The organism is Phaeacidiphilus oryzae TH49 (assembly GCF_000744815.1).
Classification (GTDB): domain Bacteria; phylum Actinomycetota; class Actinomycetes; order Streptomycetales; family Streptomycetaceae; genus Phaeacidiphilus; species Phaeacidiphilus oryzae.
Genome location: NZ_JQMQ01000005.1, coordinates 379,614 through 405,384 on the forward strand (window position 1 = coordinate 379,614; position 25,771 = coordinate 405,384).

General features: G+C 74.0%; 24 protein-coding genes and 1 pseudogene. 11 read left to right on the top strand and 14 right to left on the bottom strand.

What is annotated here, in order from left to right:
* The first annotated feature begins 71 nt into the window (after positions 1 to 71).
* Positions 72 to 521 carry a hypothetical protein gene (locus tag BS73_RS05995; protein WP_037570250.1) on the top strand — a complete coding sequence of 150 codons (450 nt, stop codon included), beginning with the start codon at positions 72 to 74 and terminating at the stop codon, positions 519 to 521.
* 7 nt (positions 522 to 528) lie between these two features.
* On the opposite strand, the gene BS73_RS06000 is transcribed toward BS73_RS05995, so the two are convergent.
* The 5 genes from BS73_RS06000 to BS73_RS35905 form a co-directional block, all read right to left on the bottom strand.
* Positions 529 to 2,001: a beta-N-acetylhexosaminidase gene (locus tag BS73_RS06000; RefSeq protein ID WP_037570252.1), complete on the bottom strand. Its 1,473-nt coding sequence runs from the start codon at positions 1,999 to 2,001 to the stop codon at positions 529 to 531.
* Entirely contained in the window at positions 1,998 to 2,897 is a 900-nt protein-coding gene (locus BS73_RS06005) for a carbohydrate ABC transporter permease (RefSeq protein WP_084703833.1), read from the bottom strand. The genes BS73_RS06000 and BS73_RS06005 overlap by 4 nt, the downstream gene beginning before the upstream one ends.
* Positions 2,898 to 2,925: 28 nt before the next feature.
* Entirely contained in the window at positions 2,926 to 3,816 is an 891-nt protein-coding gene (locus BS73_RS06010; protein WP_037570254.1) for a carbohydrate ABC transporter permease, read from the bottom strand.
* A 154-nt stretch (positions 3,817 to 3,970) separates the two neighbouring features.
* Positions 3,971 to 5,356: an ABC transporter substrate-binding protein gene (locus BS73_RS06015; protein ID WP_037570255.1), complete on the bottom strand. Its 1,386-nt coding sequence runs from the start codon at positions 5,354 to 5,356 to the stop codon at positions 3,971 to 3,973.
* Positions 5,357 to 5,380: 24 nt separating this feature from the next.
* Positions 5,381 to 6,592, bottom strand: coding sequence for an ROK family transcriptional regulator (locus BS73_RS35905; protein WP_161789649.1), 1,212 nt, complete (start codon positions 6,590 to 6,592; stop codon positions 5,381 to 5,383).
* A gap of 601 nt (positions 6,593 to 7,193) precedes the next feature.
* Between BS73_RS35905 and BS73_RS06025 the strand changes: the two genes are divergently transcribed.
* Together BS73_RS06025 and BS73_RS06030 are read left to right on the top strand one after the other, a co-directional pair.
* A complete protein-coding gene (locus tag BS73_RS06025) occupies positions 7,194 to 8,453 on the top strand; it encodes a 6-phospho-beta-glucosidase (RefSeq protein WP_037570260.1) in 1,260 nt (419 codons plus the stop codon).
* 32 nt (positions 8,454 to 8,485) lie between these two features.
* A complete protein-coding gene (locus BS73_RS06030) occupies positions 8,486 to 9,571 on the top strand; it encodes a BadF/BadG/BcrA/BcrD ATPase family protein (protein WP_051939542.1) in 1,086 nt (361 codons plus the stop codon).
* 231 nt (positions 9,572 to 9,802) lie between these two features.
* Here BS73_RS06030 and BS73_RS06035 read toward each other — a convergent pair whose 3' ends face one another.
* Entirely contained in the window at positions 9,803 to 10,876 is a 1,074-nt protein-coding gene (locus BS73_RS06035) for an alkene reductase (protein ID WP_037570263.1), read from the bottom strand.
* Between the two features lie 429 nt (positions 10,877 to 11,305).
* On the opposite strand from BS73_RS06035, the gene BS73_RS06040 reads away from it, so the two are divergent.
* Together BS73_RS06040 and BS73_RS06045 are read left to right on the top strand one after the other, a co-directional pair.
* Positions 11,306 to 11,728: a MarR family winged helix-turn-helix transcriptional regulator gene (locus tag BS73_RS06040; protein ID WP_051939544.1), complete on the top strand. Its 423-nt coding sequence runs from the start codon at positions 11,306 to 11,308 to the stop codon at positions 11,726 to 11,728.
* 122 nt (positions 11,729 to 11,850) lie between these two features.
* Complete coding sequence (locus tag BS73_RS06045; protein WP_051939547.1) at positions 11,851 to 12,912, top strand: trypsin-like serine peptidase; 1,062 nt, start codon at positions 11,851 to 11,853, stop codon at positions 12,910 to 12,912.
* A 28-nt stretch (positions 12,913 to 12,940) separates the two neighbouring features.
* On the opposite strand, the gene BS73_RS06050 is transcribed toward BS73_RS06045, so the two are convergent.
* Positions 12,941 to 13,567, bottom strand: coding sequence for a TIGR03086 family metal-binding protein (locus tag BS73_RS06050; RefSeq protein ID WP_051939549.1), 627 nt, complete (start codon positions 13,565 to 13,567; stop codon positions 12,941 to 12,943).
* 91 nt (positions 13,568 to 13,658) lie between these two features.
* Here BS73_RS06050 and BS73_RS06055 point away from each other — a divergent pair, with 91 nt between their 5' ends.
* Positions 13,659 to 14,720: a helix-turn-helix transcriptional regulator gene (locus BS73_RS06055; RefSeq protein ID WP_037570269.1), complete on the top strand. Its 1,062-nt coding sequence runs from the start codon at positions 13,659 to 13,661 to the stop codon at positions 14,718 to 14,720.
* Here BS73_RS06055 and BS73_RS06060 read toward each other — a convergent pair.
* From BS73_RS06060 to BS73_RS06075, 4 genes and pseudogenes are all read right to left on the bottom strand, one after another.
* Positions 14,705 to 15,349, bottom strand: a pseudogene (locus tag BS73_RS06060) (dienelactone hydrolase family protein); the annotation flags it as partial. The gene BS73_RS06055 and the pseudogene BS73_RS06060 sit on opposite strands and share 16 nt — an antisense overlap.
* 157 nt (positions 15,350 to 15,506) lie before the next feature.
* Positions 15,507 to 15,869, bottom strand: a complete 363-nt coding sequence (locus tag BS73_RS06065) for a hypothetical protein (RefSeq protein ID WP_037570272.1) — start codon at positions 15,867 to 15,869, stop codon at positions 15,507 to 15,509.
* A 118-nt stretch (positions 15,870 to 15,987) separates the two neighbouring features.
* Positions 15,988 to 16,992, bottom strand: coding sequence for a zinc metalloprotease HtpX (htpX, locus tag BS73_RS06070; RefSeq protein ID WP_084703837.1), 1,005 nt, complete (start codon positions 16,990 to 16,992; stop codon positions 15,988 to 15,990).
* A gap of 1 nt (position 16,993) precedes the next feature.
* The gene (locus BS73_RS06075; protein WP_037570274.1) at positions 16,994 to 17,290 is read right to left on the bottom strand and encodes an SHOCT domain-containing protein; all 297 of its coding nucleotides are present in this window, start codon (positions 17,288 to 17,290) and stop codon (positions 16,994 to 16,996) included.
* Positions 17,291 to 17,511: 221 nt separating this feature from the next.
* On the opposite strand from BS73_RS06075, the gene BS73_RS06080 reads away from it, so the two are divergent.
* Positions 17,512 to 18,000 carry a hypothetical protein gene (locus BS73_RS06080; RefSeq protein WP_152617529.1) on the top strand — a complete coding sequence of 163 codons (489 nt, stop codon included), beginning with the start codon at positions 17,512 to 17,514 and terminating at the stop codon, positions 17,998 to 18,000.
* A gap of 129 nt (positions 18,001 to 18,129) precedes the next feature.
* Complete coding sequence (locus BS73_RS06085) at positions 18,130 to 19,803, top strand: multicopper oxidase family protein (protein ID WP_037570287.1); 1,674 nt, start codon at positions 18,130 to 18,132, stop codon at positions 19,801 to 19,803.
* A gap of 36 nt (positions 19,804 to 19,839) precedes the next feature.
* Here the strand turns inward: BS73_RS06085 and BS73_RS06090 are convergent, their stop codons facing one another.
* Positions 19,840 to 20,547: a B3/B4 domain-containing protein gene (locus BS73_RS06090; protein ID WP_037578403.1), complete on the bottom strand. Its 708-nt coding sequence runs from the start codon at positions 20,545 to 20,547 to the stop codon at positions 19,840 to 19,842.
* A 225-nt stretch (positions 20,548 to 20,772) separates the two neighbouring features.
* On the opposite strand from BS73_RS06090, the gene BS73_RS06095 reads away from it, so the two are divergent.
* The gene (locus tag BS73_RS06095) at positions 20,773 to 21,360 is read left to right on the top strand and encodes a helix-turn-helix domain-containing protein (protein ID WP_037570289.1); all 588 of its coding nucleotides are present in this window, start codon (positions 20,773 to 20,775) and stop codon (positions 21,358 to 21,360) included.
* Between the two features lie 22 nt (positions 21,361 to 21,382).
* Here BS73_RS06095 and BS73_RS06100 read toward each other — a convergent pair whose 3' ends face one another.
* The gene (locus BS73_RS06100; protein WP_051939550.1) at positions 21,383 to 22,264 is read right to left on the bottom strand and encodes a LysR family transcriptional regulator; all 882 of its coding nucleotides are present in this window, start codon (positions 22,262 to 22,264) and stop codon (positions 21,383 to 21,385) included.
* A 238-nt stretch (positions 22,265 to 22,502) separates the two neighbouring features.
* Between BS73_RS06100 and BS73_RS06105 the strand changes: the two genes are divergently transcribed.
* Together BS73_RS06105 and BS73_RS06110 are read left to right on the top strand one after the other, a co-directional pair.
* Positions 22,503 to 23,966 carry a cytochrome P450 gene (locus BS73_RS06105; RefSeq protein WP_037570291.1) on the top strand — a complete coding sequence of 488 codons (1,464 nt, stop codon included), beginning with the start codon at positions 22,503 to 22,505 and terminating at the stop codon, positions 23,964 to 23,966.
* Between the two features lie 13 nt (positions 23,967 to 23,979).
* Positions 23,980 to 24,984 (top strand): terpene synthase family protein, encoded by a 1,005-nt coding sequence (locus BS73_RS06110; protein WP_152617530.1) that lies wholly within the window; start codon positions 23,980 to 23,982, stop codon positions 24,982 to 24,984.
* 42 nt (positions 24,985 to 25,026) lie between these two features.
* Here the strand turns inward: BS73_RS06110 and BS73_RS06115 are convergent, their stop codons facing one another.
* Complete coding sequence (locus BS73_RS06115; RefSeq protein WP_037570296.1) at positions 25,027 to 25,710, bottom strand: TetR/AcrR family transcriptional regulator; 684 nt, start codon at positions 25,708 to 25,710, stop codon at positions 25,027 to 25,029.
* Positions 25,711 to 25,771: the final 61 nt, after the last annotated feature.

Genomic DNA, 25,771 nt, shown 5'->3' on the forward strand with positions numbered 1-25,771 from the left:
GGCGCGCACCGGGACCTTCTCATACCTTGTGGGCCGCGGAGAACGTCCGCGCCCTTGCGAAGGAGTCGCCGATGCCGTTCAGGGAGCTGTCCTGCGCCTACCGACTGGCCGCCGGGCGCGCGCGGGTCGTCGCCCACCTGGCGGAGCCCGCCAACTACGTGGGGCTCTCACCGCTGGTGGTGGCGGTCCGGGAGGTGCGGGCGGAGGAGGACGGGCTGGTGCGCTACACCGCGGTCGAGCGCTTCCGCCTCCTCGGCGTGCTGCGGCACGACAACGCGATCGAGGTCAGCCTCCGGGTCTCCGCCGCGGGCGACGCCGTCTCCGGAGAGGTCCGCAGCCCGGCCGGCGTGCGGATGGAGTACCGCTTCGAGGTGGCCGACGAGCCGTCCGGAGGGCCCGGCTGCCTGCTGACGGACACCCTGCGGCTGCGCGCACCGTTCGGACTGCTGCGGTTCGCCGCGTCGCAGGCCGCTTCGGTGCAGCGCAGCCGGGGCCGGGTGCTCGCCGAACGGCTCACCTGATCCGGCGTCAGGCGGTCGGCGGGTCCGGCGGGCGGTAGTGGACGCCGAGCCGGTCGAGCAGCGGCAGATGGGCGCTGAGCCGGCGGCGGAAGTCCGGGTGGTCGCGCTCGGCGCCGGACCAGCCGACCTCGGCCACCGCCGCCAGCCTGGGGAAGGCCCGCCACTCCACCAGCTCCGGCGTGGGCAGGTACTCGCTCCAGAGATGGCCCTGGACGCCGAGGACGGTCTCCGGCGGGCGATAGGCGTAGACCCTCTCCAGCGGGAGGGAGCTGAGGATGGCGAGGGGCTCCTCGGGGCCCTCGCCCTCCGCCCAGTCCAGGTACAGGTGCTCGTACGGCGCGGCCACCACGTCGTGCCCGGCCCGCAGCCCCGCGTCGACGCGGGGCAGGCCCTGCCAGGCGAAGACGGCGGCGCCCGCCGGGACGCCCCGCTCCAGCAGCTCGTCCCAGACGGCGGCGCGGCGGCCGCGCGCGGCCAGATGGCCGGCCAGCCGGGAGGCCCACCAGCCGACCAGCTCCCCGGCCCCGCCCAGCCCCTCGGCCGCGATCCGCCGCCGGGCGTCCGCGCTGGCCTCCCACTCGTCGGTGGGCACCTCGTCCCCGCCGATGTGAACGTACTCGAAGGGGAAGACGTCCGTCAGCTCGTCCAGCACGTCGCAGACGAAGTCCACCGCCGCGTCCGAGACGTTGAGGACATGGCGGGAGACGCCCCAGGCACGCCGCACCGGCAGCCGCCGGTCCGGCCGGTTGCCCAGCCACGGGTACGAGGCGACGGCGGCCTGCATATGGCCGGGCGCGTCGATCTCCGGCATCACCCGCACCCCCCGCCGTCCCGCGTACCGCACCAGGTCGCGCAGCTCCTCCTGGGTGTAGAAGCCGCCGTGCGGGACGTCGTCGGTACGCCCCTGGTCGGCGTGGCCGAGGCTCGAACCGGCGCGGAAGCCGCCGACCTCGGTCAGCAGCGGGTACTTCCGCACCTCGAACCGCCAGCCCTGGTCGTCGGTGAGATGGAGATGGAGGGTGTTCAGCTTGTGCAGCGCCAGCAGGTCCACGTACCGGTAGAGGAAGGGCAGCGGATGGCACCAGCGGGCCACGTCGAGGAGCGAGCCGCGCCAGCCGAACCGGGGCCGGTCGAGCACCTCCACGCAGGGCAGCCGCCCTTCTCCGGCGGCGAGTTGGCGCAGCGTCTGCACCGCCCAGCGCAGACCTGCCGGGGCGGCCGCGTGGGCCTCCACCCCGTCCTCGGTGACCTTCAGCCGATAGCCCTCGGCGCCGAGCGCCGGCTCGTCGACCAGCCGCAGCCGCAGCTGGTCGCCGCTGCCGGAGACGCCCAGCAGCTCGCGGGCGAGTCCGGCGGCGTCGGCCGCCTCGGCCGGGGCGCGGACGCCGGTCTCCGGGGTCAGGGCGAAGTGCCCGGGCCGGACCGTCAGCGACTCCGGCCTGGGGACCACCGCGGGCGTCGGAAGCGGTGCCGGGCTCATCCCTTCAGCCCTCCGAAGGACACGCCGCTGATGATCTTCTTTGAGGCCACCGCGAAGACCGCGAGGATCGGCACGATGGAGATCATCACCCCCACGTACTGGGCGCCGTAGTCGGTGTTGAACTGCCCCTGCGTCAGCTCCACCATCACCGGGAGCGTCTGCTTGGAGTCGTCGAAGATCAGGATCAGCGGCAGCAGGAAGCTGTTCCACGCGCTGATGAAGACGAACACCCCCAGGGTGGCCACCCCCGGGCCGAGCATCGGCAGCACGATCCGGTGGAAGATGGTCAACTCCCGCGCCCCGTCCACCCGGGCGGCCGCGAGGATCTCCACCGGGATCAGGGTGTCGCACATCTGCTTCATGAAGAAGATGCCGAAGGCGTTGGCCATCGCCGGCAGGATCAGCGGCCAGTAGGTGTTGAGGAGGTGGAGCGACATCGTGAGCTTGAACATCCCCACGATCTCCAGCTCACCCGGCACCATCATCGAGGCCACCACCACCCCGAAGAGGATGTTCTGGCCGCGGAACCGGTGCCGCGAGAACGCGTAGCCGCCCAGCGCGGAGAAGTACAGCGTCAGGGCCGTGGTCAGGACGGCGACGATGACGCTGTGGGCGAAGCCCTGCCAGATGTTGATGAAGGACATCAACCGGTGGTAGTTGGAGGCCAGGTCACCGCCCGGGACCAGGGTGAACTTCGAGGCGATGAAGAGGCTGCTGTGGGTGGCGTCGACCAGCATCCCGTAGAACGGGATCAGGCAGCCCACGGCCACCACCAGCAGCAGCAGATAGACGAGGAAGCGCGAGACCAGGCGCCTCGCCCGGCGCTCCCGGGGCCAGTCGTCCCCGGGCCGGTGCTGCTCCGGCCGTCGCGCGCTCGGCAGCGAGGTGGTCGTCATCGTGCGGCCTTCCTTCCGTCCTGGGTCCTCATGCCGCCGTCGCCTCCCGATCGCGGGTCAACCGGAAGGAGACGGCGGAGAGGACGGCGATGATGACGAAGGTCGCCACCGCGATCGCCGCACCGTAGCCGTACTGGTTGTTGGTGAACGCCTGCTTGTACAGGTAGGTGACCAGGGTCTGCAGGGAGTTGTCCGGTCCCGAGCCGACGCCGAGGGAGAAGGGCACCGCGAAGATCTGCATGCCGCCGATCACCGAGGTGATCACGGTGAACACCAGCACCGGCCGGATCATCGGGAGTTTGACCCGCAGGGCGATCTGCCAGGCCGAGGCCCCGTCCACCTGTGCCGCGTCGATCAGCTCGTGCGGCACGGACTGCAGTCCGGCCATGTAGAGCAGCATGTTGTAGCCGAACCACTGCCAGCACATCACTCCGCCGACCAGTATCTGCGCCAGCAGCGGATGCCCCAGCCAGTTGATCGGGTGCTGCACGATCCCCAGTGAGACCAGTACCCGGTTGATCGTCCCGGTCTGCCAGTTGAAGAGAAGGCTGACCAGTACCCCGATGCTGACCGGGGTCACGATGTTGGGGAAGAAGAAGACCGCCCGGAAGAACTGCTTTCCGCGGACGAACTTCTCGTTCAGCACCAGCGCGAGCCCCAGCGAGAGGAACAGCTGGGGGACGATCGAGATCAGCCAGATGACGAAGGTGTTCCTGATCGCCCCGTAGAAGAACGGGTCGTGCAGCAGCCGGGTGTAGTTTCCGAGGCCGACGAATCTCGGCGACCCCACACCGTTCCACTGCGAGGCGCTCAGATAGAGCGACTGCAGGATCGGATAGAGGTACCAGACCAGGAAACCGACGAAGAACGGCAGTACGAAGTAGTACCCGACCTTTCGGCTTCCTCCGAGGTAACTCACCCTTTTCGGCGGGGAATCCCGCCGGGACGCATGCGACGGCCGGCGCGCGGCGGCCGTACCGGGCGGCGTGGCCGTACCGGCCGGCGCGCCGGCGACTCCGCCGGGTCGGCTTTCCAACTGGGACATCCTGTGCCCTCCGTTGCCCTGGAAGCGATCAGAACTTGACGTCGGGAAGCTGGCTCCGCACCGCCGCCTTCAGACTGTCGAAGATCTGCGCGTTCGTCCGTCCGGCCCGCATCCCGTCGCTCACCGCCGTGTTGAACAGCGCCTCCACCGATTCCGAGTCCGGATTCGCCGGGCGGGGCGGAATCGCCAGCGCGATGGGCTCGTAGACGTCCAGGATCGGCTGGCCACCGAAGAGCGCGGGCTTGTACGTGGAGCGGTTCTGCTCGAACACCGACTTGAGCCCCGGCATGTTCTGGGTCTGCTGCAGGTTGTAGTTCTGCCATTCCGCCCCGGCCAGGAACTCCAGGTACTTGTAGGCGAGCTTCTTGCGCGGCGAGTTCTTGTACACGAACGTGTAGCGGCCGCCCTCGTACTCGGGCGACGGGCCCTTCGCGAGACCCCAGTCGTCTCCGGTGGCGTGCGGGTCGATGTTCGAGGACGCGGCCCAGGACGGCCAGCCGAACATCACCACGGAGGCGTTGTTCCAGGCGGCCCCCCAAGGCGCCGAGAACGCCTCCAGCTTGGCGTCCAGCCCCTCGTCGTAGACGGTCCTGGCGATGTCCAGGATCTGGTTCCAGCGCGGGTCGACGGTGAACTTCTTGTCGGTCACCCAGGGGTCCATCTGGTGCCGGGCGTCCTGCACGATGATCGCGTAGTCCGCGATCAGGTGGACCTTGCCGCCGCCGGCCTTCTTCACCTCGCGGCCGAGGGTGACGACGTCGGACCACTGGGTGAGCTGGGCGCTGAGCTGTTCCGGGGTGTCTATGCCGAGGTACTTCTTCGCCAGGCTGCGCCGGTAGAGGAAGCCGGCCGGGGAGGAGTTGTCGGTGACCCCGCGCAGCCGGCCCCGGCTGTCCCGGCCCAGTGCCGACACATACGGCACATAGTCCTTGACCAGGTTCTCCGCGCCGTAGGAGGTGAGGTCCTCGGGGAAGTCGTCGATGTACTTGCCGAGGTAGTCGGCGTCCATGTCGAACAGGTCCGGCGGGTTCTGGTTCGCCCCCAGCACCAGCTGGAGCTTGGTCTCGTAGTTGTCGCCGGGGAACACCTGCATGTCGATCTTGATGTCGGGGTTGCTCTTCATGAACCGCCCGGCCGCCAGTTTCGCCTGGTCGAAGTAGGTCCAGGCGACCAGCGTCCCGCTGCCGGAGGAGCCGCTGCCGCCGCTGCCACTGCTGCTCGACGTGAACTCGGCACAGGCGCCGAGCAGCGGGACGGCGGCGGTGAACCCGCCCGCGGCGGCGCCCATCCGCAGCAGGCGGCGGCGGGAGAGGGCGCCGGATCTGCCGGCGGTGCCGAGGTCCGGGCGGGCGGCCGGGCCGTCCTGGTCGGTGCGGCCGCCGTGCGCGGCTGGGTTGTCCTGGTGGCGCTGCATCGGGCACTCCTTGGTTGGTGTGGTTCAGCTGTAGACGGCCTGGCGCTGCTTGCGCTGCTGCTCGTACCGGCGTTCCGTGGCCGGCAGTGACCGGTGGAAGACCAGGGTGGCCGCACCGATCGCGTTCGCCTCCTCTCCCAGGTCCGAGACGGTCACCCTGGTGGCGGTGATATGCCGCCGCAGTACCCGGCGGCCGACCGCGTCCCGGAGCGCCGGCAGGAAGACCGGCGCCACCGCCGCGAAGTGGTGGCCGCCCATCACGACCTCGTCCACGTCGAACAGGTTCACCACCGAGACCAGCGCATTGCCGAGCAGTGCGGCGGCCCGGTCGACGACGGCGGCGACGGGTTCGGAGCGGAGGCGGTCCGCCATCACCTCCGCCAGGGTTTCGTAGCGGCCCCACTCCCGGGCCGCGTCGAGGACCGCCTGCACCGAGGCCTCCGCCTCCAGGCAGCCCCTGGCCCCGCAGTGGCAGAGCCGGCCGCCGGGTTCGACCACGACATGGCCGATCTCGACGGCGTTCCCGGTGGTCCCGCCGTACAGCGCGTCCTTGAGGACGAGCCCGCCGCCGATCCCCATCCCCCAGTAGCAGTAGACGAACGAGGCGCGGTGCCGGCGCCGCCGCCACTGCACCCCGAGGGCGGCGGCGCTGGCGCTGTTGTCCACCAGCACCGGCAGATCCACCGTGGACGCCAGGGCCTGCGGGATGTTCACCCGGTCCCAGCCGGGGAAGTTCGGCGGGGACACCACGGTGCCCTCGGGCATCCGCAGCGGGCCGGGCGCGGCCACCCCGATCCCGGCCGTCCGGTTCCGCTGGGCCGCCCACTCCGGTTCCACCAGCACCGCCGCGACCTCCTCCCCGATCCGCGCCAGGGTCACCTCCGGGGCCTCCCCCACCGGCAGCGCGGTGGACGTACTCCAGCGGACCTCGCCGGTCAGGTCGAGCAGCACGCCGGTCAGCGCGTCCCGCTCCAGGCCGAAGCCGAAGGCCCAGGCGCCGTCCCGGCGGATCCGGAAGCCGGTGGGCGGCTTGCCCGGCCTGGCCGGCCGGTCCAGCTCGACGGCCTCGATCAGGTCGTCGTCGGTGAGGGACTGGATGATGTCCCCCACCGCCTGCACGGAGAGCCCGCAGCGCTCGGCGAGCACGGGGCGGGTCACCGGCCCCTCGGCTCGTACGAGTTGGAGGATCAGCCGTTCATGGGCAAGGCGCAGCCGCAGCTGAGGAACCGAAACCAAGTCATCCCCTTGGGTTCGCCGGTGGACCGGCGGTGACGTCCGGGGTGCGGCTGGGCGCACCCCGTTGAGCCGACCCTCGGTGGCGACGGGGTCCGCGGTGGCGGGTGGCCGGTCCGGTGGGACAGCGGCCCGGGAGGCCTCAGCGCGCCGGGGCTCCCCTGCGGGACTCCGGCCGGCCGAGCGGCGCTCCGTGATTAGTTCATCAAGTGGCAGTACGTATACACCGGGGCCGGGGTGCTCACAAGGGCTCGGGCCCGGCCCGTACCGAACCGCCACGCGTTCACGGCCTCGGCCTCGGTCGACCGCACCGGTGAATCCGCAGGTGAGGCCCCTCTCGGAGAGGTGACCCGGCCATGGTGGCGGGAACCGGGCCGCCTTGGTGAGAAGAGCGGAACCCGAGCGCAGACCCCTTGACGAGCCCGCCGCGGGCCGCATACCGTGCGGCGCATTGTGGTAACGATGCCACATGGTTTTCCTCCGGGCGGCGGATCCGGTCGAAGGGCGCAGTGCCGGAGGGCGTGGCCGACAGTGGCGGTCGGTCGCCCCTCGGGCCCGCACTCCTGGCCGGCCCGCCGAAGACCCCACCCCTGAAGGGCAGGCAATGAAGCTCACCATCGTCGGCGCGGGTTCGACCTACACCCCGGAGATCGTCGACGGACTCGTGCGGATGCCGGAGCGCCTCGGCGTGACCGAGCTCGCGCTGCACGACGTCAGCACCGAGCGGCTGGACCTCCTGGCCGCGATGACCCGCAGGATGCTCGCGGCGGGCGGCCATCCGGCCGCGGTCACCACCCACACCGATCTCGCCCCGGCCGCCGAGGGCGCCGAGTTCGTCCTGGTCCAGCTGCGGGTCGGCGGCCAGCCGGCCCGGTTGCAGGACGAGACGCTGCCGCTGCGCTGCGACTGCCTGGGGCAGGAGACCACCGGGGCCGGGGGCCTGGCCAAGGCGCTGCGCACGGTCCCGGTGATGCTGGACGTGGTGAAGCAGGTCCGCGCGGCCAACCCCACCGCCTGGGTGGTGGACTTCACCAACCCGGTCGGTATCGTGACCCGCGCCCTCCTCCAGGCCGGCCATGAACGGGTGGTCGGCCTCTGCAGTGCCGCGGCCGTGTTCCAGCGGCACTTCGCCGGGATCCTCGGTGTGGAGCCGGACCGGATCGCCCTCGACCACGTCGGCCTGAACCATCTGACCTGGGAGCGCCGGGTGCTGCTGGACGGCGAGGACGTCCTCCCCCGGCTGCTCGACGAGGAGGCCGACCGGGTGGCGCCGGCCACCGGCCTGCCCGCCCAGCTGGTCCGGCGCCTCGGCACCGTCCCCTCCTACTACCTCCACTACTACTACGCCCACGACGAGGTGGTGGCGACACAGCAGGAGCAGGGCGTCCGGGCCCAGGAGGTGATGGAGATCGAGCGGGAACTGCTCGCCCAGTACGCCGACGAGCGGGTGACCGGCAAGCCCGAGCTGCTCTCCCGGCGCGGCGGCGCCTCCTACTCCGAGGCCGCACTGGACCTGATGGCCTCACTGCACGCGGGTGACGGCCGGACCCACATCCTCAACGTCCGCAACGGGCGGACGCTCCCCTTCCTCCCCGAGGACTCCGTCATCGAGGTGCCGGCCACCGTCACCCGGGAGGAGGTGGTGCCGCTCGCCGCAGAGCCGGTGGAACCGCTGCTCGCCGGGCTCATCGCGCATGTCACCGGCTATGAGCGGCTGGCTCTGGAGGCCGCCGTCCACGGCGGCCGGGACCGCGTCTTCCGGGCCCTGCTGGCGCACCCGCTGATCGGCCAGCACGCGGTCGCCGACCGCCTGACCGACCTGCTGCTGGCCGCCAACCGCGCGTACCTGCCCTGGGCCGGCTGATGCCGGGCCGGCCGGGACGACCCGCCCGAGCCGTGATCGCGGTGGACGGCGGCAACTCCAAGACCGACCTCGCACTCCTCTCCCCCGGCGGCGCACTGCTCTCCTGGGTACGCGGCCCCGGCTGCGCCCTCGGACCGCGGCGGGCCGCCGAGCTGATCGCCCGGCTCACCGCCGCAGCGGCGGCCGCGGCCCGTCCGGGTCTCGCCGCCGCGGATCCGGCCCCCGCGGACCTCGCCGAGGCGCACGCCTCCTGCCTGCTGGCCGGCGCCGACCTCCCCCACCAGATCGAGGCACTGCACTCCGCGATCGCCGCGACCGGCGGGTACGGGTCGGTCAGTGTGGACAACGACGCCTGGGCGCTGCTGCGGCTGGGCGCCCCGGCCGGGGCGCCCGCGGTCGCCGTGGTCTGCGGCGCCGGGCTGAAATGCGTGGCCCGGTCCGGCGCCATCCGCTACGAGTTCCCCTCCCTCGGCTGGCAGACCGGCGACCTCAGCGGCGCCGGGGACTTCCTGGCCAGGGAGGCGGTCCGGGTGGCCGCCCGCGCCGAGGACGGCCGGGGCCCGGCCACCTCGCTGCGGGACGCGGTCCGCGCCCGGCTCGGCGTACCCGAGGTCGCGCAGGTGGCGGAGCGGCTGCTGGACGGCACCCTGCGGGAGGACCGGCTCGGCGTCCTCGCGCCGGACGTCCTGGCGCACGCGGAGGCCGGCGATCCGCCGGCGACGGCGATCGTGCGCGGCCTGGCCGAGGAGGTCGCGACGCTGGCAAGGACCGCGCGGCAGCGGGTGGAGGACGTGGCCGCGGCTTCGGTCGGCGAGGCGGCCGCAGCCTCGCCGGGCTGGACGCTGGTCCTCGGCGGGGGGCTGTTCACCGACCCCTCCGGGCGGCTGCTCTCGGCGGTCCGCTCCGCCGACCCGCTGCTGGCCGAGGAGTTCACCCTCCGGGTCGCGGACGCGCCCCCGGTGGTCGGGGCCGCACTGCTCGGCTTCGACCAGGGCGAGCCGGTGGGGCCTGCCCTGGAGCGGGCGGTGCGAGCCGCCTTCGCCGGGGCGCGCCCGCTCCGGGTCGAGGAGACGGCGGAGGCGGCGGCCTCCGGGGGTGCGGAGGCCGCCGCCTCCTGACGGACGGCCTGCGAGGCGGGCGACCGCCGACACCGCCGTTCCGGCGGCGGGCGGCGTGGTCGGAGGTGGGGCGCTTCGCCGGGAGCTCATCTCCTGCGCGCGAGGTCGTCGCTTCCTGGCCCTCACCCCCTCGCAGGCTGCTTCCAGCGTGCGCCCGCGCCGCCCCGCCGTCGAGGGCCGGACGGCCTCGCCGCGGCGCCGGCCGGCCCGGCCCCGCCGCGGCCGCCCGCGTCAGCCGAGGGCCGGGTAGTCGGTGTAGCCGCGGTGGTCGCCGCCGAAGAAGGTGGCCGGGTCCGCGCTGTTGAAGGGGCCGTTCTGGGCGAGCCGGGCCGGCAGGTCCGGATTGGCCAGGAAGAGCGCGCCGTACGCGATGAGGTCGGCGGTGCCGTCCTCGATCAGCTTCAGCGCGTCCGGGCCGGTGGGCTCCTGGCCGGTGAAGGGGTTGAGGACGAAGGCGCCGGGCCAGGCCTTGCGCAGCCGCTGGACCAGGTCGCGGACCTCTGCCGCCTCCATCTGGTGGAGGTAGGCCAGACCCAGCGGCGCGAGGGCCTCGACCAGGGCGGTGTAGGTGGCCTCGCGGTCCGCCGGGTCGCTCTCGTCCATGTCGTTGTACGGGTTGGCCGGGGAGATCCGGAAGCCGACCCGCTCCGGGCCGATCGCCTCGGCGACGGCCTTCGCGGTCTCCACCGCGAAGCGGATCCGCCGGTCCGGGGAGCCGCCCCACTCGTCCGTCCGCCGGTTGGTGTTGGGAGCGAGGAACTGATGGATCAGGTAGCCGTTGGCGCCGTGCAGTTCCACGCCGTCGAAGCCGGCCTCGACCGCGTTGCGGGCGGCGGCGGCGAAGTCGGCGATGGTCGCGCGGATCGCGGAATCGCTCAGCTCCTCCGGGGTCACGAAGTCCTTGGGCCCCTCCTTGGTGTACACCTGCCCGGCGGCTGCCACCGCGGACGGCCCGACCGGAGTCCGCCCGCTCAGGGACGGGTGGCCGATCCGCCCGGTGTGCATCAGCTGGAGGTAGATCACCCCGCCCTCGGCGTGGACGGCGTCGGTGACCCGGCGCCAGGCGGCGATCTGCTCGGCGGAGTGGACACCGGGGGTGTCGGGGTAGCCCTGGCCGACCGCCGAAGGTTGGGTGCCCTCGGTGATGATCAGCCCGGCGCTCGCCCGCTGCGCGTAGTAGGCGGCCATCAGCTCGGTGGCGCTGTTCCCCGGGCCGTGGGCGCGGCTGCGGGTCATCGGCGCCATCGCTATCCGGTTGGCCAGGGTCTTCCCGGCGAGGTCGTAGGAGTCGAAAGCGGTCGTCATGGTCGTGGCCCCTGCTTCTGGTCGTCGTCAGTCTGTCGGGAGGATCGCGGCGACATTACCTGTTCGAACAGCTAAATCCGCCGGGCGCATTCCCGGGCGACTGTGACCTGCCTCACAACGCCGGGTCGGGCGAGGGGCCCTGCCGCTCTGCCGCCCCGCGACCCCGAGGGCGCCCCTCCGCGCGCAATGAGCTGACCTGGGCGTTAACCTCATACCTGTTCGGGCAGCCGATGGGGTGACGAGAGCAGATGACCGGGTCGAGGAAGCGGAACGGGAACGGGCGGACCGGGGACGCGGACGGCCAAGGCCCCGCCGACCGGGCGGAAGGGCCCGCCGCCGTACCCGGGACCACGCCCCCGCCGTTCCCGCGCCCACGCCCCCGCCGGGCGCCTCCCCGCCTCCGCCCAGGCCGGCCCGCTCAGCCATGCGATCTTCCGGGTCGCCCGGCTGCACCGGATGCTGGCCGGGCAGCTGCTGCGCCGGGTCGGACTCCACCCCTCCCAGGAGCTGGTGATGATGGAGCTCTGGGATCGCGGCCCGCAGCGGCAGACCGACCTGGTCCGCCTCCTCGGCTCGGACGCGGCGACCATGACCAGGACCGTCCGCCGGCTGGAGAACTCCGGTTTCGTCCGGCGCAGGCCGTCCCCCACCGACAGGCGGGCCACCATCGTCGAGCCCACCGCCGCCAGCCTCGCCCTGCGCGAGGAGGTCGAGCGGATCTGGGCCGAGCTGGAGAGCGGCGTCACCGCCGGGCTGACCCCGGAGGAGCAGGCCGGGGCGGTACGGCTGCTGGCCCGTATGGAGGAGAGCCTGACCCGCGCCGCCGAGGACCCTCCAGGCGACGGGTGCTGAGTACCAGACGCCGGAGCCCCGATACCCACTCCCGCCCGACCGGCGCCGCGTCTCCTCCGTATGCTCATGTACCGTCAACTGTCGCTCGAACGCCAGGAGTTCCCGAGGAAGGGACGTCACGCGTGCTGAAGCCTCGACTCTCCGGGGCGCTGTGCGCCGCCGCCGCGCTGCTGCTTTCCGCGGCCGGCTCGGCCGCCGACAGCGCCTCGGCCGCCGGCCCCCCGTCCTCGTCCGCCTCTCCTTCCCCGACCGCGTCCCGATCCCCGTCCCACTCCGGCGTCCAGAACGCGGCCGCCCGGCTGGACGCCTACTGGACCCCCGCCCGGCTGCTCGCCGCCGCGGGACCGGCGGACGGCACTGCCCCGGAGTCCCCCGGCCACGCCTCCACCACTGCCGCGTCCGCCGCGCCCGGCAGCGGCCCCGGCTACGACGGGCCACTGCCCGGGGAGTACATCCCGCCCAGCCACCCGTTCACCGGCGTCCCGCAGGTCGGCACCTTCTTCTGGACGGACGCCTCCGGCTCCGGCCGCACCTGCAGCGGCTCGGTGGTGCACAGCCCCGGCGGCGACCTGGTACTCAGCGCCGGGCACTGCCTGGAGGGGTTCGCCGGCCCCTCCCCCGCCCGCTCCCTCGCCTTCGTTCCGCGGTACCACGACGGGCTCAAGCCGTTCGGCGTCTTCCCGGTGCGGGCCGACGGGGTCTACGTCTCGCGGCGGTACTACACCCTCGGCCGGGACGCGGGCGCCGAGTACGACTTCGGCTTCGTCCGCACCCTCCCGGACCAGCGGGGGCGCAGCCTGGAGCGGGCCCTCGGCACCCCCGGCTACACCCTCCTCACCGGCACCGGCTACGTCCACGCCCCGGTCCGGATGATCGGCTATCCGGGCGGCCGTCCCGAGCCGATCGAGTGCCTCTCGTACAGCGCGCCCTGGCGGAGCACCGACCCCGCCGACCCGGGCGTCTATCCGCGCGTCCCGTGCGCGGACTTCATCGACGGCACCAGCGGCGGCCCGATGACCGTCGCACTGCCCCACTCGCCGTCCGGCACAGGTGTGTTCGGCGTCGTCGGCGGGCTGCACACCGGCGGCGACACCCCGTCGGTCTCCTACAGCGCCACCTTCGGCGCCGCCACCCGCGCCCTCTACGACCAGGCGGTGGCCGGCGCTCCCCCGGCGCGGCCGTGAGCCGTGCCGGCCGGGGGGCCGGGCACGGTCAGCCGATCACCCTGCGGCCCAGCCAGCCGGCCAGCCGGGCGTAGGCGTCGGCGCCCTCGGGCACCGGCTGCACAGCGTCGAACGGGACGCCCTCGCCGCGCCGGTCGGCCGGCAGCACCTGCTGGGCCGTGGCCAGCGCGAACTCCGCCAGCTCGGGGTCGAGTGCGAACTCGCCCTTGGGGTCGAGCACCCGGGCCGCGTCCCAGGTGTGGGTGGCGATCTCCTGGACGTAGACGGAGAGGACCGCCCGGCCGGGCGCGGTGCCCCAGGGCGCCTCGATCATCCGCTCCAGCCGCGCGTCATCGGCCCAGGCCGCGACGCAGCGGGTCCGGGCCCGCCGCACGGCGCCCGGCCAGTCGTCGTCGGCGACCTGGCCGACCGCGGCGGCCACGTCGCCCATCCGGCCGCCCTCGCCGGCGTAGGCGATCCGGTGGGCGGCGCCGACCAGGTGGCCGAGCAGCGTCCGGAGGTCGTACTCGGTACACGGCGTCGGCGCCCCGAGCAGTTCCGGGGTGAGCGGCGAGGAGTGCCGCAGCAGCGCCTCCGCCTGGTCCAGGGCGCGTCGGAGCAGTTCGCGCGGGTCGCTGCCCGACTGGGTACCGGCCTGTGCTGGGTTCGCTGACATCTCGTTCGACTCCTTCGGTGCGGGTTCTCCCGTCGGTGCGGACTCTGCCCGGCATACCTGACATCCACCGTCAGGTTTTAGGCTGACCGCCATGAAGGCCGACCGGCTCCTCTCGATCCTGCTCCTGCTCCGCACCCGGGAACAGGTCTCGGCGCCTGAGCTCGCCGAGCGCCTGGAGGTCTCGGTGCGCACGGTCTACCGAGACGTGGAGGCGCTCTCCGCGGCCGGCGTCCCGGTCTGGGCCGAGCGCGGGCGGACCGGCGGCATCCGCCTCCTCCCCGGCTACCGGACCGACGTCTCCGGGCTGACCGGAGACGAGGCCAGGGCGCTCTTCGTGCTGGCCGCAGGCGGGGCCGGCGGCACCCATGAGGCGCTCGGACTGGGCAGCGCCTTCGGGTCCGCACTGCGCAAGCTGATGGCCGCACTGCCGGCGCCGCACCGGCCGGCCGCCGAGCTGGTCAGCGAGCGGGTGCTGGTCGATCCGGAACGCTGGCTGGTCGGCGGGCCGGCGGCGGGCGCGGGCGCCCGGGGGCCGTCCGGTCTGGGGGTGCTGCAACGAGCCGTCTTCGCCGATCGCAGGCTGCGGCTGACCTACCGGCACAGCGGCGCCGACGCGGACGCCCGCTACACCGTCGACCCCTACGGCCTGGTCAGCAAGGCCGGTACCTGGTACCTGGTGGCCGATCTGCACGGCGAGCCGCGGCTCTTCCGGGCGGACCGGGTGGGTGCGGCGGAGGTCGCGGAGGAGGAGCCGGTGCGGCGCCGGCCGGGAGTCACCCTGGGGCAGGCCTGGGCGCTGCTGAGGGACCGGGTCGAGCACCGGCCGCTCCCCTTCCCGGTCCGCTGCCGCGTCCGGCGGGGTAGCTGGGGGCTCTTCCGGCGCCTCCACGGGACGTACCTCCGGTCGGGCGGCCCGCCGGGCGGCGACCACGACGGCGCGGAGGGCGGCGGGGAGGGCGGCGGAGACGTCGGCGCGGTGGGCGGCAGCGGCGAGGACGGGTGGTACCAGGTCGAGCTGGCCTTCCCCGCGGCGGCCGCCGTGCGGACGCTGCTGCCCCTGGCGGCGGACGTGGAAGTACTCGACCCGCCCTCCGCCCGGGCCGAACTGGCCGCCGCCGCGGCCGAGGTGGTCGCCCTCTACGCCCGGTCCTGAGCCGGCCGCAGATGGCCGGAGAACCACCGCTCGGCGAGGTGGGCCACGGCGGCCAGAGCCCCCGGCTCCCGGAAGAGGCGGCCGGCGCCCGCGAGCACCTCAAGGCGGTTCTCGCAGCGCAGCCAGGCCTGAGCCCCGCGATTGAGATCGAGTACCAGCTCGTCGTCCCCGCCCACGATGAGCAGGGTCGCCGCGGTCACCGCGGGCAGCCTGGGCTCCGCCAGATCGGGGCGCCCGCCCCGGCTGACCACGGCCCGCACCGGGGCGTCCGGCTCGGCCGCCGCCCACAGCGCGGCGGCGGCCCCGGTGCCGGCACCGAACCAGCCGATCGGCAGTCCCGCCGTCTCCGGCCGCTCCGCCAGCTCGCCGGTCGCCTCGGCGAGGCGGTCGGCCAGCAGCGGGATGTCGAAGACCTCCGCCCGGTCGGCCGCCTCCTCGGGGGTGAGGAGGTCGAAGAGGAAGGTGGCGAGCCCGGCGTGGTTGAGCTCTGCGGCGACGGCGCGGTTGCGCGCGCTGCGCCGGCTGCTGCCGTTTCCGTGCGCGAACACCACCAGCCCGGTGGGATGTTCGGGCACTGTCAGCGAGCCGGTGAACCGCCCGCCGCCGGCGGTCCTCGCCTGTTCGCCGCCGCCGTCCGGCGGAGCGCCCCTCCGACGGTCCTGGAACACCATCCGTCATCCCCTCATCCGGAGCCGAAGCCGAGGCCGTGCGCCCTTACAGGCGTCTGCCCGCCGAGGACGGAAAGGCACGCGGCCCCGGAGGCCCCCGAGGCCCCAGCGCGGCCGGTCAGACGACCCGGCTCCATCCGGAACCGTCCAGGTACTCCTCGGACAGGACGCGGACCCGCGCCTCCCGCGCGGCCAGCAGCCGGTCCTCGGCCCGCCGCCGCGCCCTCGCCCGCAGCCGCCAGCACCGCGGCCGGCGCTCCCGCCAGGCCTGGCGGGAGATCCGGGCGCACAGGTCCTCCACCACCAGCAGCATCACGTCCGGCAGCAGGATCGCGGCCTCCTCGGGGATCTCCCGGTCCGCGCACTCCAGCCAGAGCCGGCCCGGCCGGCGCCGCCGCGCCCGGCGGCCGTCGACCACCTCCCGCCCTCCGCTCGCCCGGGACCGCCGCTTGCCGCCATCGCCATAGCCGTCCGAGCCCATCGCCCCTCCCGAGCCCGTGCCCCGTGCGGGGCGCTCCGCTCCTTCTCCGATGCTCGGGACTCACGGCCCAGCGGCGGGAGGGGCCGGGAGGCGGAGCGGGCTGGGCTCAAGGGCCCTATCAGCCGCCCGGTCCCGCCGGGCGGCCCAACTCGACCGCGATCCGGGCCAGTTGGTCCAGCCGCCGGTCCAGGCTGGGGTGGGTGGAGAAGAGGCCGAAGATGCTCGCTCCGCGTCCCAGGGCGGGCGTGAAGAAGAAGGCGTTGAACGGCTGCGCGGTGCGCAGGTCCCGGGTCGGGATGCGGGCGATCTCACCGATCACCTTGGTCAGCGCGGAGGCCAGCGCGGAGGGCCGGGCGGTGAGCAGCGCCGCCGAGCGGTCGGCGGCCAGCTCCCGGTACCGGGAGAGCGCGCGGATCAGCAGAAAGCTGATCGCGTACACCACTGCCGACACCAGCATCACCAGCCCGAGGAGGGCGGCGGTGTTCTGGTCGTTCCGGCTCCGGCCGCCGAACAGCTGGGAGTAGAAGGCGAAGCGGACCATCAGCCCGGCCAGCACCCCGAGGAACGAGGCGATGGTGATCACCGCGACGTCCCGGTGGGCGACGTGCGACAGCTCGTGGGCGAGCACCCCCTCCAGCTCGTCGGCCTCCAGCCTGCGCAGCAGGCCGGTGGTGACGCAGAGCACCGCGTGGTCCGCGTTGCGGCCGGTGGCGAAGGCGTTGGGCATGTCGGTCGGGGAGATCGCGATCCGCGGCTTGGGCATGTTCGCGGTGGCGCACAGCCGGTCGACCGCCCCGTGCAGCCGCGGCTCCCGATCCGGGCCCACCTCGTGGGCGCGCATGGCGTACAGCGCGATCCGGTCGGAGTACCAGTACTGGACGAGGAGCAGGCCCGCGGCGATCACCACGACCAGGACCCATGACCTGAGCAGCGCCAGCAGGGCCGCCACGAACGCGACGTAGAGGAGGCCCAGCAGGAACATGGTGAGCACCATCCGCACGGTCAGCTGCCGGTCCGGGCGGAACCGGGTCCGCCCGGAGGCCTGCCTGGAGGCCCGCCGGTGCCCGGCCCCGCCGGATCGTCCGGCGCCGGATCGGCCGGCGCGGCTTCGTTCGGTGCTCATCTCAGTCGAGGTCCCTCGGCGGGTTGCGGAGGGTGGCGAGACGGCGGCGGTACTCGTCCTCGTCGATCTCGCCCCGGACGAAGCGCTCGGCGAGCAACTGCTCGGCGGTGGGCCGCACCTCGGGCGGACGGGGGTCCGTCGTCCGCCCGCGGTGCCCGCCGTTGGCCGAGCTGGTGCTCAGCGCACGGAAGAGGACCACCCCGGCGCCGATCACCACGGCCCAGAACAGCAGCATCCCGAGGGTCATGCCGGCCCAGCCCCAGCCGTTGATCCCGTTCTCGTGCCCGTACCAGAACATCACTGCGGTTCACCTCCTGGGCGGCGGCGCGGGGCGACGAGTCGACGTCCCCGGGCCCGCACCGCCGTCAGGTCCAGCGTCCGCCCTGGTGTGCGCGCCCGCTTGGGCCCTTGAGGGGCGCGCGGCGGGCCGAACGCCCTACCCCGCCGGGGTACCCGGTAGCCTGGCCGCGCGGCGGCCGGCCCGCCGCACCGGGCCAGCACACAGATCGGCAGTTCGGAATGGCAGCACGGGTACCGCGGACCGCCCGACGGGCGGCCGGTGTGCTGCTCGCGCTCTGCGCCGCGCTGGCCGTCCTCGTCCACCACGACTCGCAGGGCGCGATGGGGCCGGCGATGAGCGGCCCCCTACGAGCGGCGTCCGCCGCGGGGGCCGTCCAGGCGGGCGAAATGGCGGGCGACGATGCGGGCCGCATGGCGGAGCGGCAGGGTGCGGCCGACGGGATCCACGAGGCGCGGATGACCCACGGAGCCGCGGCGGACGTCGCGACGAGGGCGGGCGTCGCGGCCGGGGCGGCCGCGGCGCAGGCGCCGGGTTGCCCCGACGGCAGCGCCATGTGCACCGCGGCCGGGATCGTCCAGCCGCCGGCCGCGCAGCCCCCGCAGGCCGCGCCCGCCGCCGCGATCGCGGTCGGCCGCAGGGCGCTGCTCCTTCCCCCCACGACCGGGCCCCCGCGCGGACCCGGCAGCTCGACCGTTCTGCGGATATAGGCCGACGGTTCCTGCCGCACGCCCGAATCAGGGCGTTTCGCGGCGTTCATCCGTCCTCCTTCCCCCATGCGACGGTGTACGGCGGCCCTGCCGTCCTTCCGCCGCAGGCGCAGAAAGCAGCGATCACCCATGCACAGCACCTCTCGCCGCGCCCTTCTCGGCGCGGGACTCGGCATCGCGGCCGGCGGAGCCCTCGCCGCCTGCTCCAGCTCCGGCACGGCCGGCATGAAGAACATGAAGGGGATGAGCGGTACCGGCTCCGCCTCCCCGGGCGCCTCCTCCTCCGGGGCTCCCACCGGCGCGCTGGTCAGCCCCGACGGCCCGCAGGTCGCCGCGCGCGACCGGCAGCGCGACCACACCGGCCACACCGTCACGGCCCGTCTCACCGCCACCGCCGGAATGGTCGACCTCGGCGGCCCGATGGTGCGCACCTGGACCTTCGGCGGGCAGCTCCCGTACCCGCGGCTCCGGATCTCGCGCGGCGACACCCTGGTCGCCCGGCTCGCCAACCACCTCCCCGAACCGACCTCGGTGCACTGGCACGGGGTGGCGCTGCGCAACGACATGGACGGCGTCCCGCCCATCACCCAGCACCAGGTGGCGCCGGGCGCGGACTTCGACTACCGGTTCAGCACCGACGTGCCGGGGACCTACTGGTTCCACCCCCACGTCGGCCTGCAGCAGGACCGCGGTCTCTACGGCGCCCTGATCGTCGAGGACCCCCACGAGCCGCTGAAGTACGACGACGAATGGGTCGTCGTCCTCGACGACTGGCTGGACGGGGTGCGCGGCGCCACGCCGGACTCCGTCTACACCCAACTCCGCAAGGGCATGGCCGGGATGAACGGCATGGCTCCGGCCTCCGCGACCCCCTCGGCGAGCAGCTCCATGAGCGGCATGAGCGGGATGGACGGCATGGGCGGGATGGACGGGACGGACAAGGGCTCGGGCGGCTCCTCCGCCTCGGGCTTCGTCCTCTCCGGCGCGACCAGCGCCCTCCTCGGCGGCGACGCCGGCGACGTGAAGTACCCGTACTACCTGGTCAACGGTCGGGTTCCGGCCGCTCCCGACGTCTACTCGGGGAAGCCCGGGAGGCGCCTGCGGATCCGCATGATCAACGCCGGCGGCGACACCGCCTTCCGGGTCGCCCTGGGCGGTCACCGGCTGACCCTCACCCACACCGACGGCTACCCCGTCGACCATCAGGAGGTCGACGCCCTCCTGATCGCCCCCGGCGAGCGCGACGACGTCCTGGTCACCCTGGGCGACGGGGTCTTCCCGCTCACCGCCCTCGCCGAGGGGAAGAACGCCGCCGCTCGCGCCCTCGTCCGCACCGGCTCCGGCAGCACGCCCCCGGCGGACGCCCGGCCGGCCGAGCTGGACGGCCGGATCCTCGGCTCCACCGGACTGCGCGCCGCCGGCACGGACCGGCTCGCCGCCCGCAGCGCGGACGTCGTCCACCGGATCGAGCTCACCGGCGGCATGAACTCCTACGAGTGGACCCTCAACGGCAGGCCGTTCGACATGAACCACGCCACCGCCCACCCCTTCACGACCCGTCAGGGCCAGCGCGTCCGGATGGAGTTCGTCAACCGGACCACCATGTGGCACCCCATGCACCTGCACGGGCACACCTTCCAGCTCGGCGCCGACGGCCCGCGCAAGGACACCGTCATCGTCCTGCCCGGTAAGACGGTCGCCTGCGACCTGGACGCGGAGAACCCCGGCCGCTGGCTGCTGCACTGCCACAACGTCTACCACGGGGAGGCGGGGATGATGGGCCTCCTCGGATACGTCGCCTGACCCGCCCGGCCGCCCTGCCGTCCTGCCCCGCCCGCCTCAGACATCCGCCTCCGGCTGGGCGGGGCTCAGGTAGTGGACGCCGACCCGCTCGGCGTGCGGGGCCAGCAGCTCCCGCAGCTCCTCGGCGGCGGACTTGACCAGGTGCCCGTCGCGGTCGGCGCGGACCGTCTCCAGGATGAAGACCACGTGCACCGAGTCCTCGGTGACCCGGGTGCGGTGGGCGTCGCGGTGGTTCCAGTGGCGGGTCAGCACGCCCTCGGCGTCGGCGTAGACGACCTCGCCCGGCTTGGGCCGCTCGACCGTGCCGGGCTCGCCGAGCGGGGTGAACTCCTCGTCGCCCACGGCGTACCGGATCTCCACCTCGCCGCCGGCCCGGTCCAGGTCGAAGGCGCCGGCGGGCAGGCCGCTGCGGACCGACACGGCGTTGTAGGAGTCGACGGGCCGGTTGATCCGCGGCAGGGCGCCCTTCTTCGCCAGCCGGCGGCCGAGGGCGTCCACGCTGGGGCGGATGCGGCGCGGGTTGGTGCCGAAGGCGCGGTAGGCGGTGTGCCAGGCCTCGATCCGCGGGTCGGACTCGTCGGCCGGCTGCCAGCGGCCGTCGGCGAGCCGCCGCTCCAGGTCGGCGAGCGCGCTCTCGGTGGCCGGCCAGGGCTCCCGGCCGCGCAGCGCGGCGGCGGTGACCAGGGCGATCAGGGTCTTCGGAAAGGCGTCCGCGACGGCGGGCGCGAGGCGGAAGACGGTCATGGGCGGATCCGGCTCCTTCGTGGCGATCAGCTCGGCGCCCACCCGCGGCGGCCGACACCCGCACGAGCGAGCTGCCGAGAGCCGGCACGGCACTTTCACTGGTGAGTCAATGGAACGACCGCACCGTACAACGAAACAACCGCACGGATCAACCGATCGACCGTACAGGCCATTTGATTGGTACGATCGCCCCCTGACCCGCAGCCCCCTCTGGAGGACACCCCGGTGACCGAGACGGACCCCACCCTGCGTACGGTCGCCCACAACGTCCGGGCGGCCCGCCTGCGCGCCGGGCTCTCTTTGGAGGAGCTGAGCAGGCGGGCCGTGGTGAGCAAGGGCGCGCTGGTGGGGCTGGAGAAGGCGCAGGGCAACCCCAACCTGGCCACCCTGGTCCGGCTCGCCGACACCCTCGGCATCTCCGTCTCGGCGCTGATGCAGGGCGCGGCCGAGGGCCGGGTCCGGATCGTCGACGAGGCCTCCGTCCACCCGCTCTGGACCGGCGAGCGGGGCAGTCAGGCCCGCCTGATGCTGACCACCTCCGGTCCCGCGCCCGTCGAGGTCTGGCGCTGGACCCTGCAGCCGGCCGAGGAGTACCCCAGCCATCCCCACCAGGCGGGCGTGGTGGAGACGGTCAGCGTCACCGCCGGCCGGATGACCCTGACCGTGGACGGCACCGAGCATCCCGTCGAGGCAGGCCAGACCGCCACCTTCGACGCCGACCTCCCGCACACCTACCGCGGCACCGGTCCCACTCCCTGCCACCTGATCATGACCGTCCACCTCCCCCCGGGCCCGATCGGCGGCACCGCCTGACCACGGCCCCGGAGCCGCCGGTTCAGCCGACGGGGACGTCCGCGCCGACGCTCGCGGCCGCCGCCGCGACCGCCGCGTCGACGAAGGCGGCGAGGAGGGGGCGGCGGTCGTTCTGGGACCAGGCCAGGACCAGGCGGCTGGGCGGGGCGTCGATGACCGGGCGGTAGGCGAGGTCGGGGTGGCGGGGCTGCAGAAGGGAGTCCGGGAGGACGGCCACCAGGCGGCGGAGGATGACGAGTTGGAGGAGCTGGGGGACGTCCGCCACCACCGGGCCCCGGCCGGAGTCGTCGGTGCCCGGGACGCCCTTCCAGCGCGGGAGGGTCTCGCCGGCGAGGTCGGCGAGGTGGAGCTCGCCGCGGGCGGCCAGCGGGTGGTCGGGCGGGAGGACCGCGACCCGCCGCTCGACGTGGAGGGTCTCGTGGTCGAGGCCGGTGAGGTCGTCGAAGGGCGCGTAGAGGAGGGCGAGGTCCGCCCGGCCGTCGCGGACCCGGTCGGCCCGGTCGGTGGCGCCGCCGAAGATGACGTCGACCCGGCGGGCGTCGGGCGTTCGGCCGTACTCGGCGAGGATGGCGGAGAGGAGGTTGCCGTCCCCGCCGGGCTTGATCACCAGCCGCAGCTGCGGCTCCGACTCCGCCTCGCCGGCACGCCGGGCGGCCTGCGCGGCCGCCGCGACGGCGTTGAGGGCGTGCCGCCCGTGGTGCAGCAGGGCCTCTCCGGCCGGCGTCAGCGACACCTGCCGGCTGGTCCGCAGCAGGAGCTGCACGCCGAGCCTGGACTCCACCCGGCGGATGGCCTTGGAGAGCGCCGGCTGGGCGATGGCGAGCCGGGTCGCCGCCCGGCCGAAGTGCAGCTCCTCGGCGACGGCGACGAAGTACTCCAGCTCGCGGGTGTCCAGGTCGACCATGAACCGAGGTTATCGCCGGAAGCCAGGGGGCTTGGACGGGGAGGGGCGGCGGCAGGATCATGGCCGGGTGGCGGTCCGCCACGCGGCGTACGGCACCCCCGGGCGGCGCGGGGCGCGCAGGGAGATCGCAAACCACCTGGCGCCTCCCGATGCGCCCCTGCCACGGCCTTGTTGAGCGCTCCGGCGAGGAGTTGGGTGAATGGCTTCGCACCCGCCCAGTTCGGTCAGGAGCCCACCGATGAGACCAGCCCCGGACGGGATACCCAGCGCGCCAGGCAGGTTGCCGGTGGTCGGCCACGTACCGGCTCTCCTCCACCACCCGCTGGCCTTCCTCTCCGCGCTCCCCTCGCCCGCGCGGATCGAGATCGGCCCGCTGAGCGCGGTGGTGGTCAGCGATCCCGAGCTGACCCGGCAGGTGCTCCTCGATGACCGCACCTTCGACAAGGGCGGGACGCTCTTCGAGCGCCTGCGCGAGATCGTCGGCGACGGCCTGGCCACCTGCCCGCACGCCCGGCACCGCCGCCAGCGGCGGCTCTCCCAGCCCGCCTTCCACCCCGCCCGGCTCCCCGGCTACGCGGAGACCATGACCGCCTGCGCCACCGCCCTGCGCGACGGCTGGCACGAGGGACAGGTCCTGGACGTGCGGCAGGAGATGATGGGTCTCACCATCGGCATCCTGATGGAGACCATGTTCTCCGGCGGCCTGCCGGCCGGCCGCCTCGACCAGTGCGTGCGGGACGTCAACACGCTGATCGCCGGCGTCTACCGGCGGGCGATCCTGCCCCCGGCCCTCAACTCCCTTCCGACCCCCGGCAACCGCCGCTACCTCCGGGCCACCGCCCGCCTGCGGGCGACGGTCGACGAGGTGGTGGCCGAGCGCCGCCGCGGACCGGCCCAGCCCAGGCGGCAGGATCTCCTCTCGGCACTGCTGAGCGCGCAGGACACCGGGGAGGAGGGGCGGGAGCGGCCGGCCGGGGCCGAGGGCAGTGCCGGCCCGGCCCGGCTCAGTGCCGAGGAGATCAGTGATCAGGCGGTCACCTACTTCCTGGCCGGCGCGGAGACCGGGGCGATCGTCCTGGCCTGGGCCCTCCACCTCCTCTCCCGCAACCCCCGGACCGCGGCCCGGGTACGGGCCGAGGCGCAGGCCGTCCACGGCGGCGGCGACGGCCTTGGCCACGGCGGCGGTCACGGCGGCGATCACGCCGGTCACGGCACTGGTCATGGCGGTGGGCCGACCGGTCTGGACCGGCTGGCGAAGCTGGAAGTCACCGCCCGGGTGGTGCAGGAGACCCTCCGCCTCTATCCCCCCGCCTGGATGCTGACCCGGACCACCACGGCCGACACCCGGCTCGCCGGGCATCCGGTCGCGGCCGGCACGACGGTGGTCTACAGCCCCTATCTGGTCCACCACAGCGCGGACTCCTACCCGGACCCGGAGCTCTTCGACCCGGACCGCTGGGACGGTGCCCGTCCGCAGCCGCCGCGGCACGCCTTCATCCCCTTCGGCGGCGGTGCGCGCAAGTGCATCGGCGACCGCTTCGGCACCGCCGAGGCGGTGCTGGCACTCTCCGCCATCGCCGCCCGCTGGCAACTGGAACCTCTTCCCGGTCGCCCGGTGCGACCCGCCACCGGCCTCACCCTGAGCCCACGGGGTCTGCGGCTGCGGGTCACCGCCGGGGACCGGTCTCCCTCCCTCCCCTGAAAGGTCGTCACCCATGGCAGTGCAGGCAGCGAGTACGGCACCGGGTCCGGCGGGACCCCCGGCGGTCGAGCAGGTCTGCAGCGCGGGGGCCCGGCTCTCCATGCCCTTCCCGGTACGGGTCAACCCGGCCCTGGAGGCGGTCCAGGACGGTTCGCTCGACTGGGCGGAGGCGCACGGGATCGCCGCAGGCGAGCGGCTGGACTGGATCCGCCGCTCGGAGATCAACCGGCTGACCGCGCTGACCAACCCCTTCGCCCGGAGCGACGACCTGCGCCTGATCAACGACTGGTACGTGTGGCTCTACGCGTTCGACGACGGGGTCTGCGACGAGTCCGCGGTCGGCAGCGCTCCCGCCCGGCTCTCCGCACTGGCCATCGAGTTGAACCTGGCACTGGACGGCGGCGGTGAGCCGGCCGGCGGCGCCTTCGGCTCCGCGCTGGCCGACCTGGCCACCCGGATCGCCCGCGCGGCGCCGCTCTGCGGCTGGCCGCAGTCGGTCCGCGACTACCTCTGCGGTCAGCTGTGGGAGTGCGCCTACAAGGCGGCCGGCACCGTCCCCGGCCCCCGCGCCTACACCCGGCTGCGGGAGTTCTCCTCGGCCTGTGCCAGCGTCTTCACCCTGCTCGGCATCGCCAACGGGCGCCCACTGCCGCCGGCGCTGCTGGACCGGCCCCCGGTCGCGGAGCTGGTGCGCTGCGCCAACCACATCATCGGCTGGGACAACGACCTCTACTCCTATCCGAAGGAGCAGGGCGACCACGACGCGCTGGCCAACATCGTCACCGTCCTCCAGCGCCACCACGGGTGCCCGGTGGAGGAGGCCGTGGAGCGGGTGCTGGCCCGGCGCGAGACGGAGTTGCGCCGCTTCCTCGCCGTCGAGCGCCGGCTCTGCCGCCGCGGCCCGGACCCGGACACGGCGGTGCTCATCCGCGGTCTCAAGCACTGGATCAGCGGCAGTCTCGAGTTCCACCGCACCAGTCCGCGCTTCCGCTCCAGCGCCCGCGGAGCCGCGGACTGACCCGGCGTCAGGGGCCCGGCGGGCCCGGGGCGGGCCGCGCGGTCAAGGACAGCCGCAGGTGATCCGGTCCACCAGGTCCGCCCAGCCGGCCTCCAGGCGCTCCAGCGGCATGCCGCGCTGCTTGACCAGGTGGTACACCAGGGCCGGGTCGAGGTAGCCCAGGAGCGCCTGGGCCAGCAGCTCATGGTCGGCCTCCGGCAGGATCCGGCGCAGCAGCACCATCACGTGGATGGCGTTCGCCTGCCAGGCGGGGTGGGCGAACCGCCGGGAGGCCTCCGGCTGCGCGGCGAGCTGCAGGTCGATCTGCTCGTAGGTGCTGCGCAGCACCGCGGGGCCGAACGCCCGCAGTCGCTCCACCGGCGGCGCCCCGGGGCCGAGCGGCGGCGGCCCGCTGAGGAAGTCGGCCTGGAGCTTGGCCGAGGAGTGGTCCAGCAGCGCCATCAGCAGCCCGGTCCGGTCGCCGAAGCGGCGGAAGACGGTGCCCTTGCCGACCGAGGCCGCCGCGGCGACCGCCTCCATGGTGACCCCGGCCGCGCCGTGCTCGGCCACCAGGCGGGACGCCGCCTCCAGCAGCCGGGCGCGGTTGCGCGCGGCGTCCGCGCGCAGGCAGGCCGCGCTCATCCCGGTGGCGGGGGCCGGGTCGTTCGGGGCGCCGAGGTCGAGCAGCTGCGGTCGGCCGTCGGGCTCCGGCGGGGTGGGCGCGAGGGGAGACGGAGGGGTGGGCATAGGGCCAGCTTAGAGCATGACCAGCGAAACTGGACCCCGGTCCGCTTAGCGTGGTACAAAA

Bases quoted from the DNA above. Each gene is read 5' to 3' on its own strand.
- BS73_RS06005 (WP_084703833.1), bottom strand. From the start codon at position 2,897: ATGACGACCACCTCGCTGCCGAGCGCGCGACGGCCGGAGCAGCACCGG.
- BS73_RS06000 (WP_037570252.1), bottom strand. From the start codon at position 2,001: ATGAGCCCGGCACCGCTTCCGACGCCCGCGGTGGTCCCCAGGCCGGAG.
- BS73_RS06055 (WP_037570269.1), top strand. From the start codon at position 13,659: ATGAAGGCCGACCGGCTCCTCTCGATCCTGCTCCTGCTCCGCACCCGG.
- BS73_RS06115 (WP_037570296.1), bottom strand. From the start codon at position 25,710: ATGCCCACCCCTCCGTCTCCCCTCGCGCCCACCCCGCCGGAGCCCGAC.
- BS73_RS06050 (WP_051939549.1), bottom strand. From the start codon at position 13,567: ATGTCAGCGAACCCAGCACAGGCCGGTACCCAGTCGGGCAGCGACCCG.
- BS73_RS05995 (WP_037570250.1), top strand. From the start codon at position 72: ATGCCGTTCAGGGAGCTGTCCTGCGCCTACCGACTGGCCGCCGGGCGC.
- BS73_RS06075 (WP_037570274.1), bottom strand. From the start codon at position 17,290: ATGTTCTGGTACGGGCACGAGAACGGGATCAACGGCTGGGGCTGGGCC.
- BS73_RS06035 (WP_037570263.1), bottom strand. From the start codon at position 10,876: ATGACGACCGCTTTCGACTCCTACGACCTCGCCGGGAAGACCCTGGCC.
- BS73_RS06015 (WP_037570255.1), bottom strand. From the start codon at position 5,356: ATGCAGCGCCACCAGGACAACCCAGCCGCGCACGGCGGCCGCACCGAC.
- BS73_RS06080 (WP_152617529.1), top strand. From the start codon at position 17,512: ATGGCAGCACGGGTACCGCGGACCGCCCGACGGGCGGCCGGTGTGCTG.
- BS73_RS06105 (WP_037570291.1), top strand. From the start codon at position 22,503: ATGAGACCAGCCCCGGACGGGATACCCAGCGCGCCAGGCAGGTTGCCG.
- BS73_RS06100 (WP_051939550.1), bottom strand. From the start codon at position 22,264: ATGGTCGACCTGGACACCCGCGAGCTGGAGTACTTCGTCGCCGTCGCC.
- BS73_RS06065 (WP_037570272.1), bottom strand. From the start codon at position 15,869: ATGGGCTCGGACGGCTATGGCGATGGCGGCAAGCGGCGGTCCCGGGCG.
- BS73_RS06110 (WP_152617530.1), top strand. From the start codon at position 23,980: ATGGCAGTGCAGGCAGCGAGTACGGCACCGGGTCCGGCGGGACCCCCG.
- BS73_RS06025 (WP_037570260.1), top strand. From the start codon at position 7,194: ATGAAGCTCACCATCGTCGGCGCGGGTTCGACCTACACCCCGGAGATC.
- BS73_RS06085 (WP_037570287.1), top strand. From the start codon at position 18,130: ATGCACAGCACCTCTCGCCGCGCCCTTCTCGGCGCGGGACTCGGCATC.
- htpX (WP_084703837.1), bottom strand. From the start codon at position 16,992: ATGAGCACCGAACGAAGCCGCGCCGGCCGATCCGGCGCCGGACGATCC.
- BS73_RS06090 (WP_037578403.1), bottom strand. From the start codon at position 20,547: ATGACCGTCTTCCGCCTCGCGCCCGCCGTCGCGGACGCCTTTCCGAAG.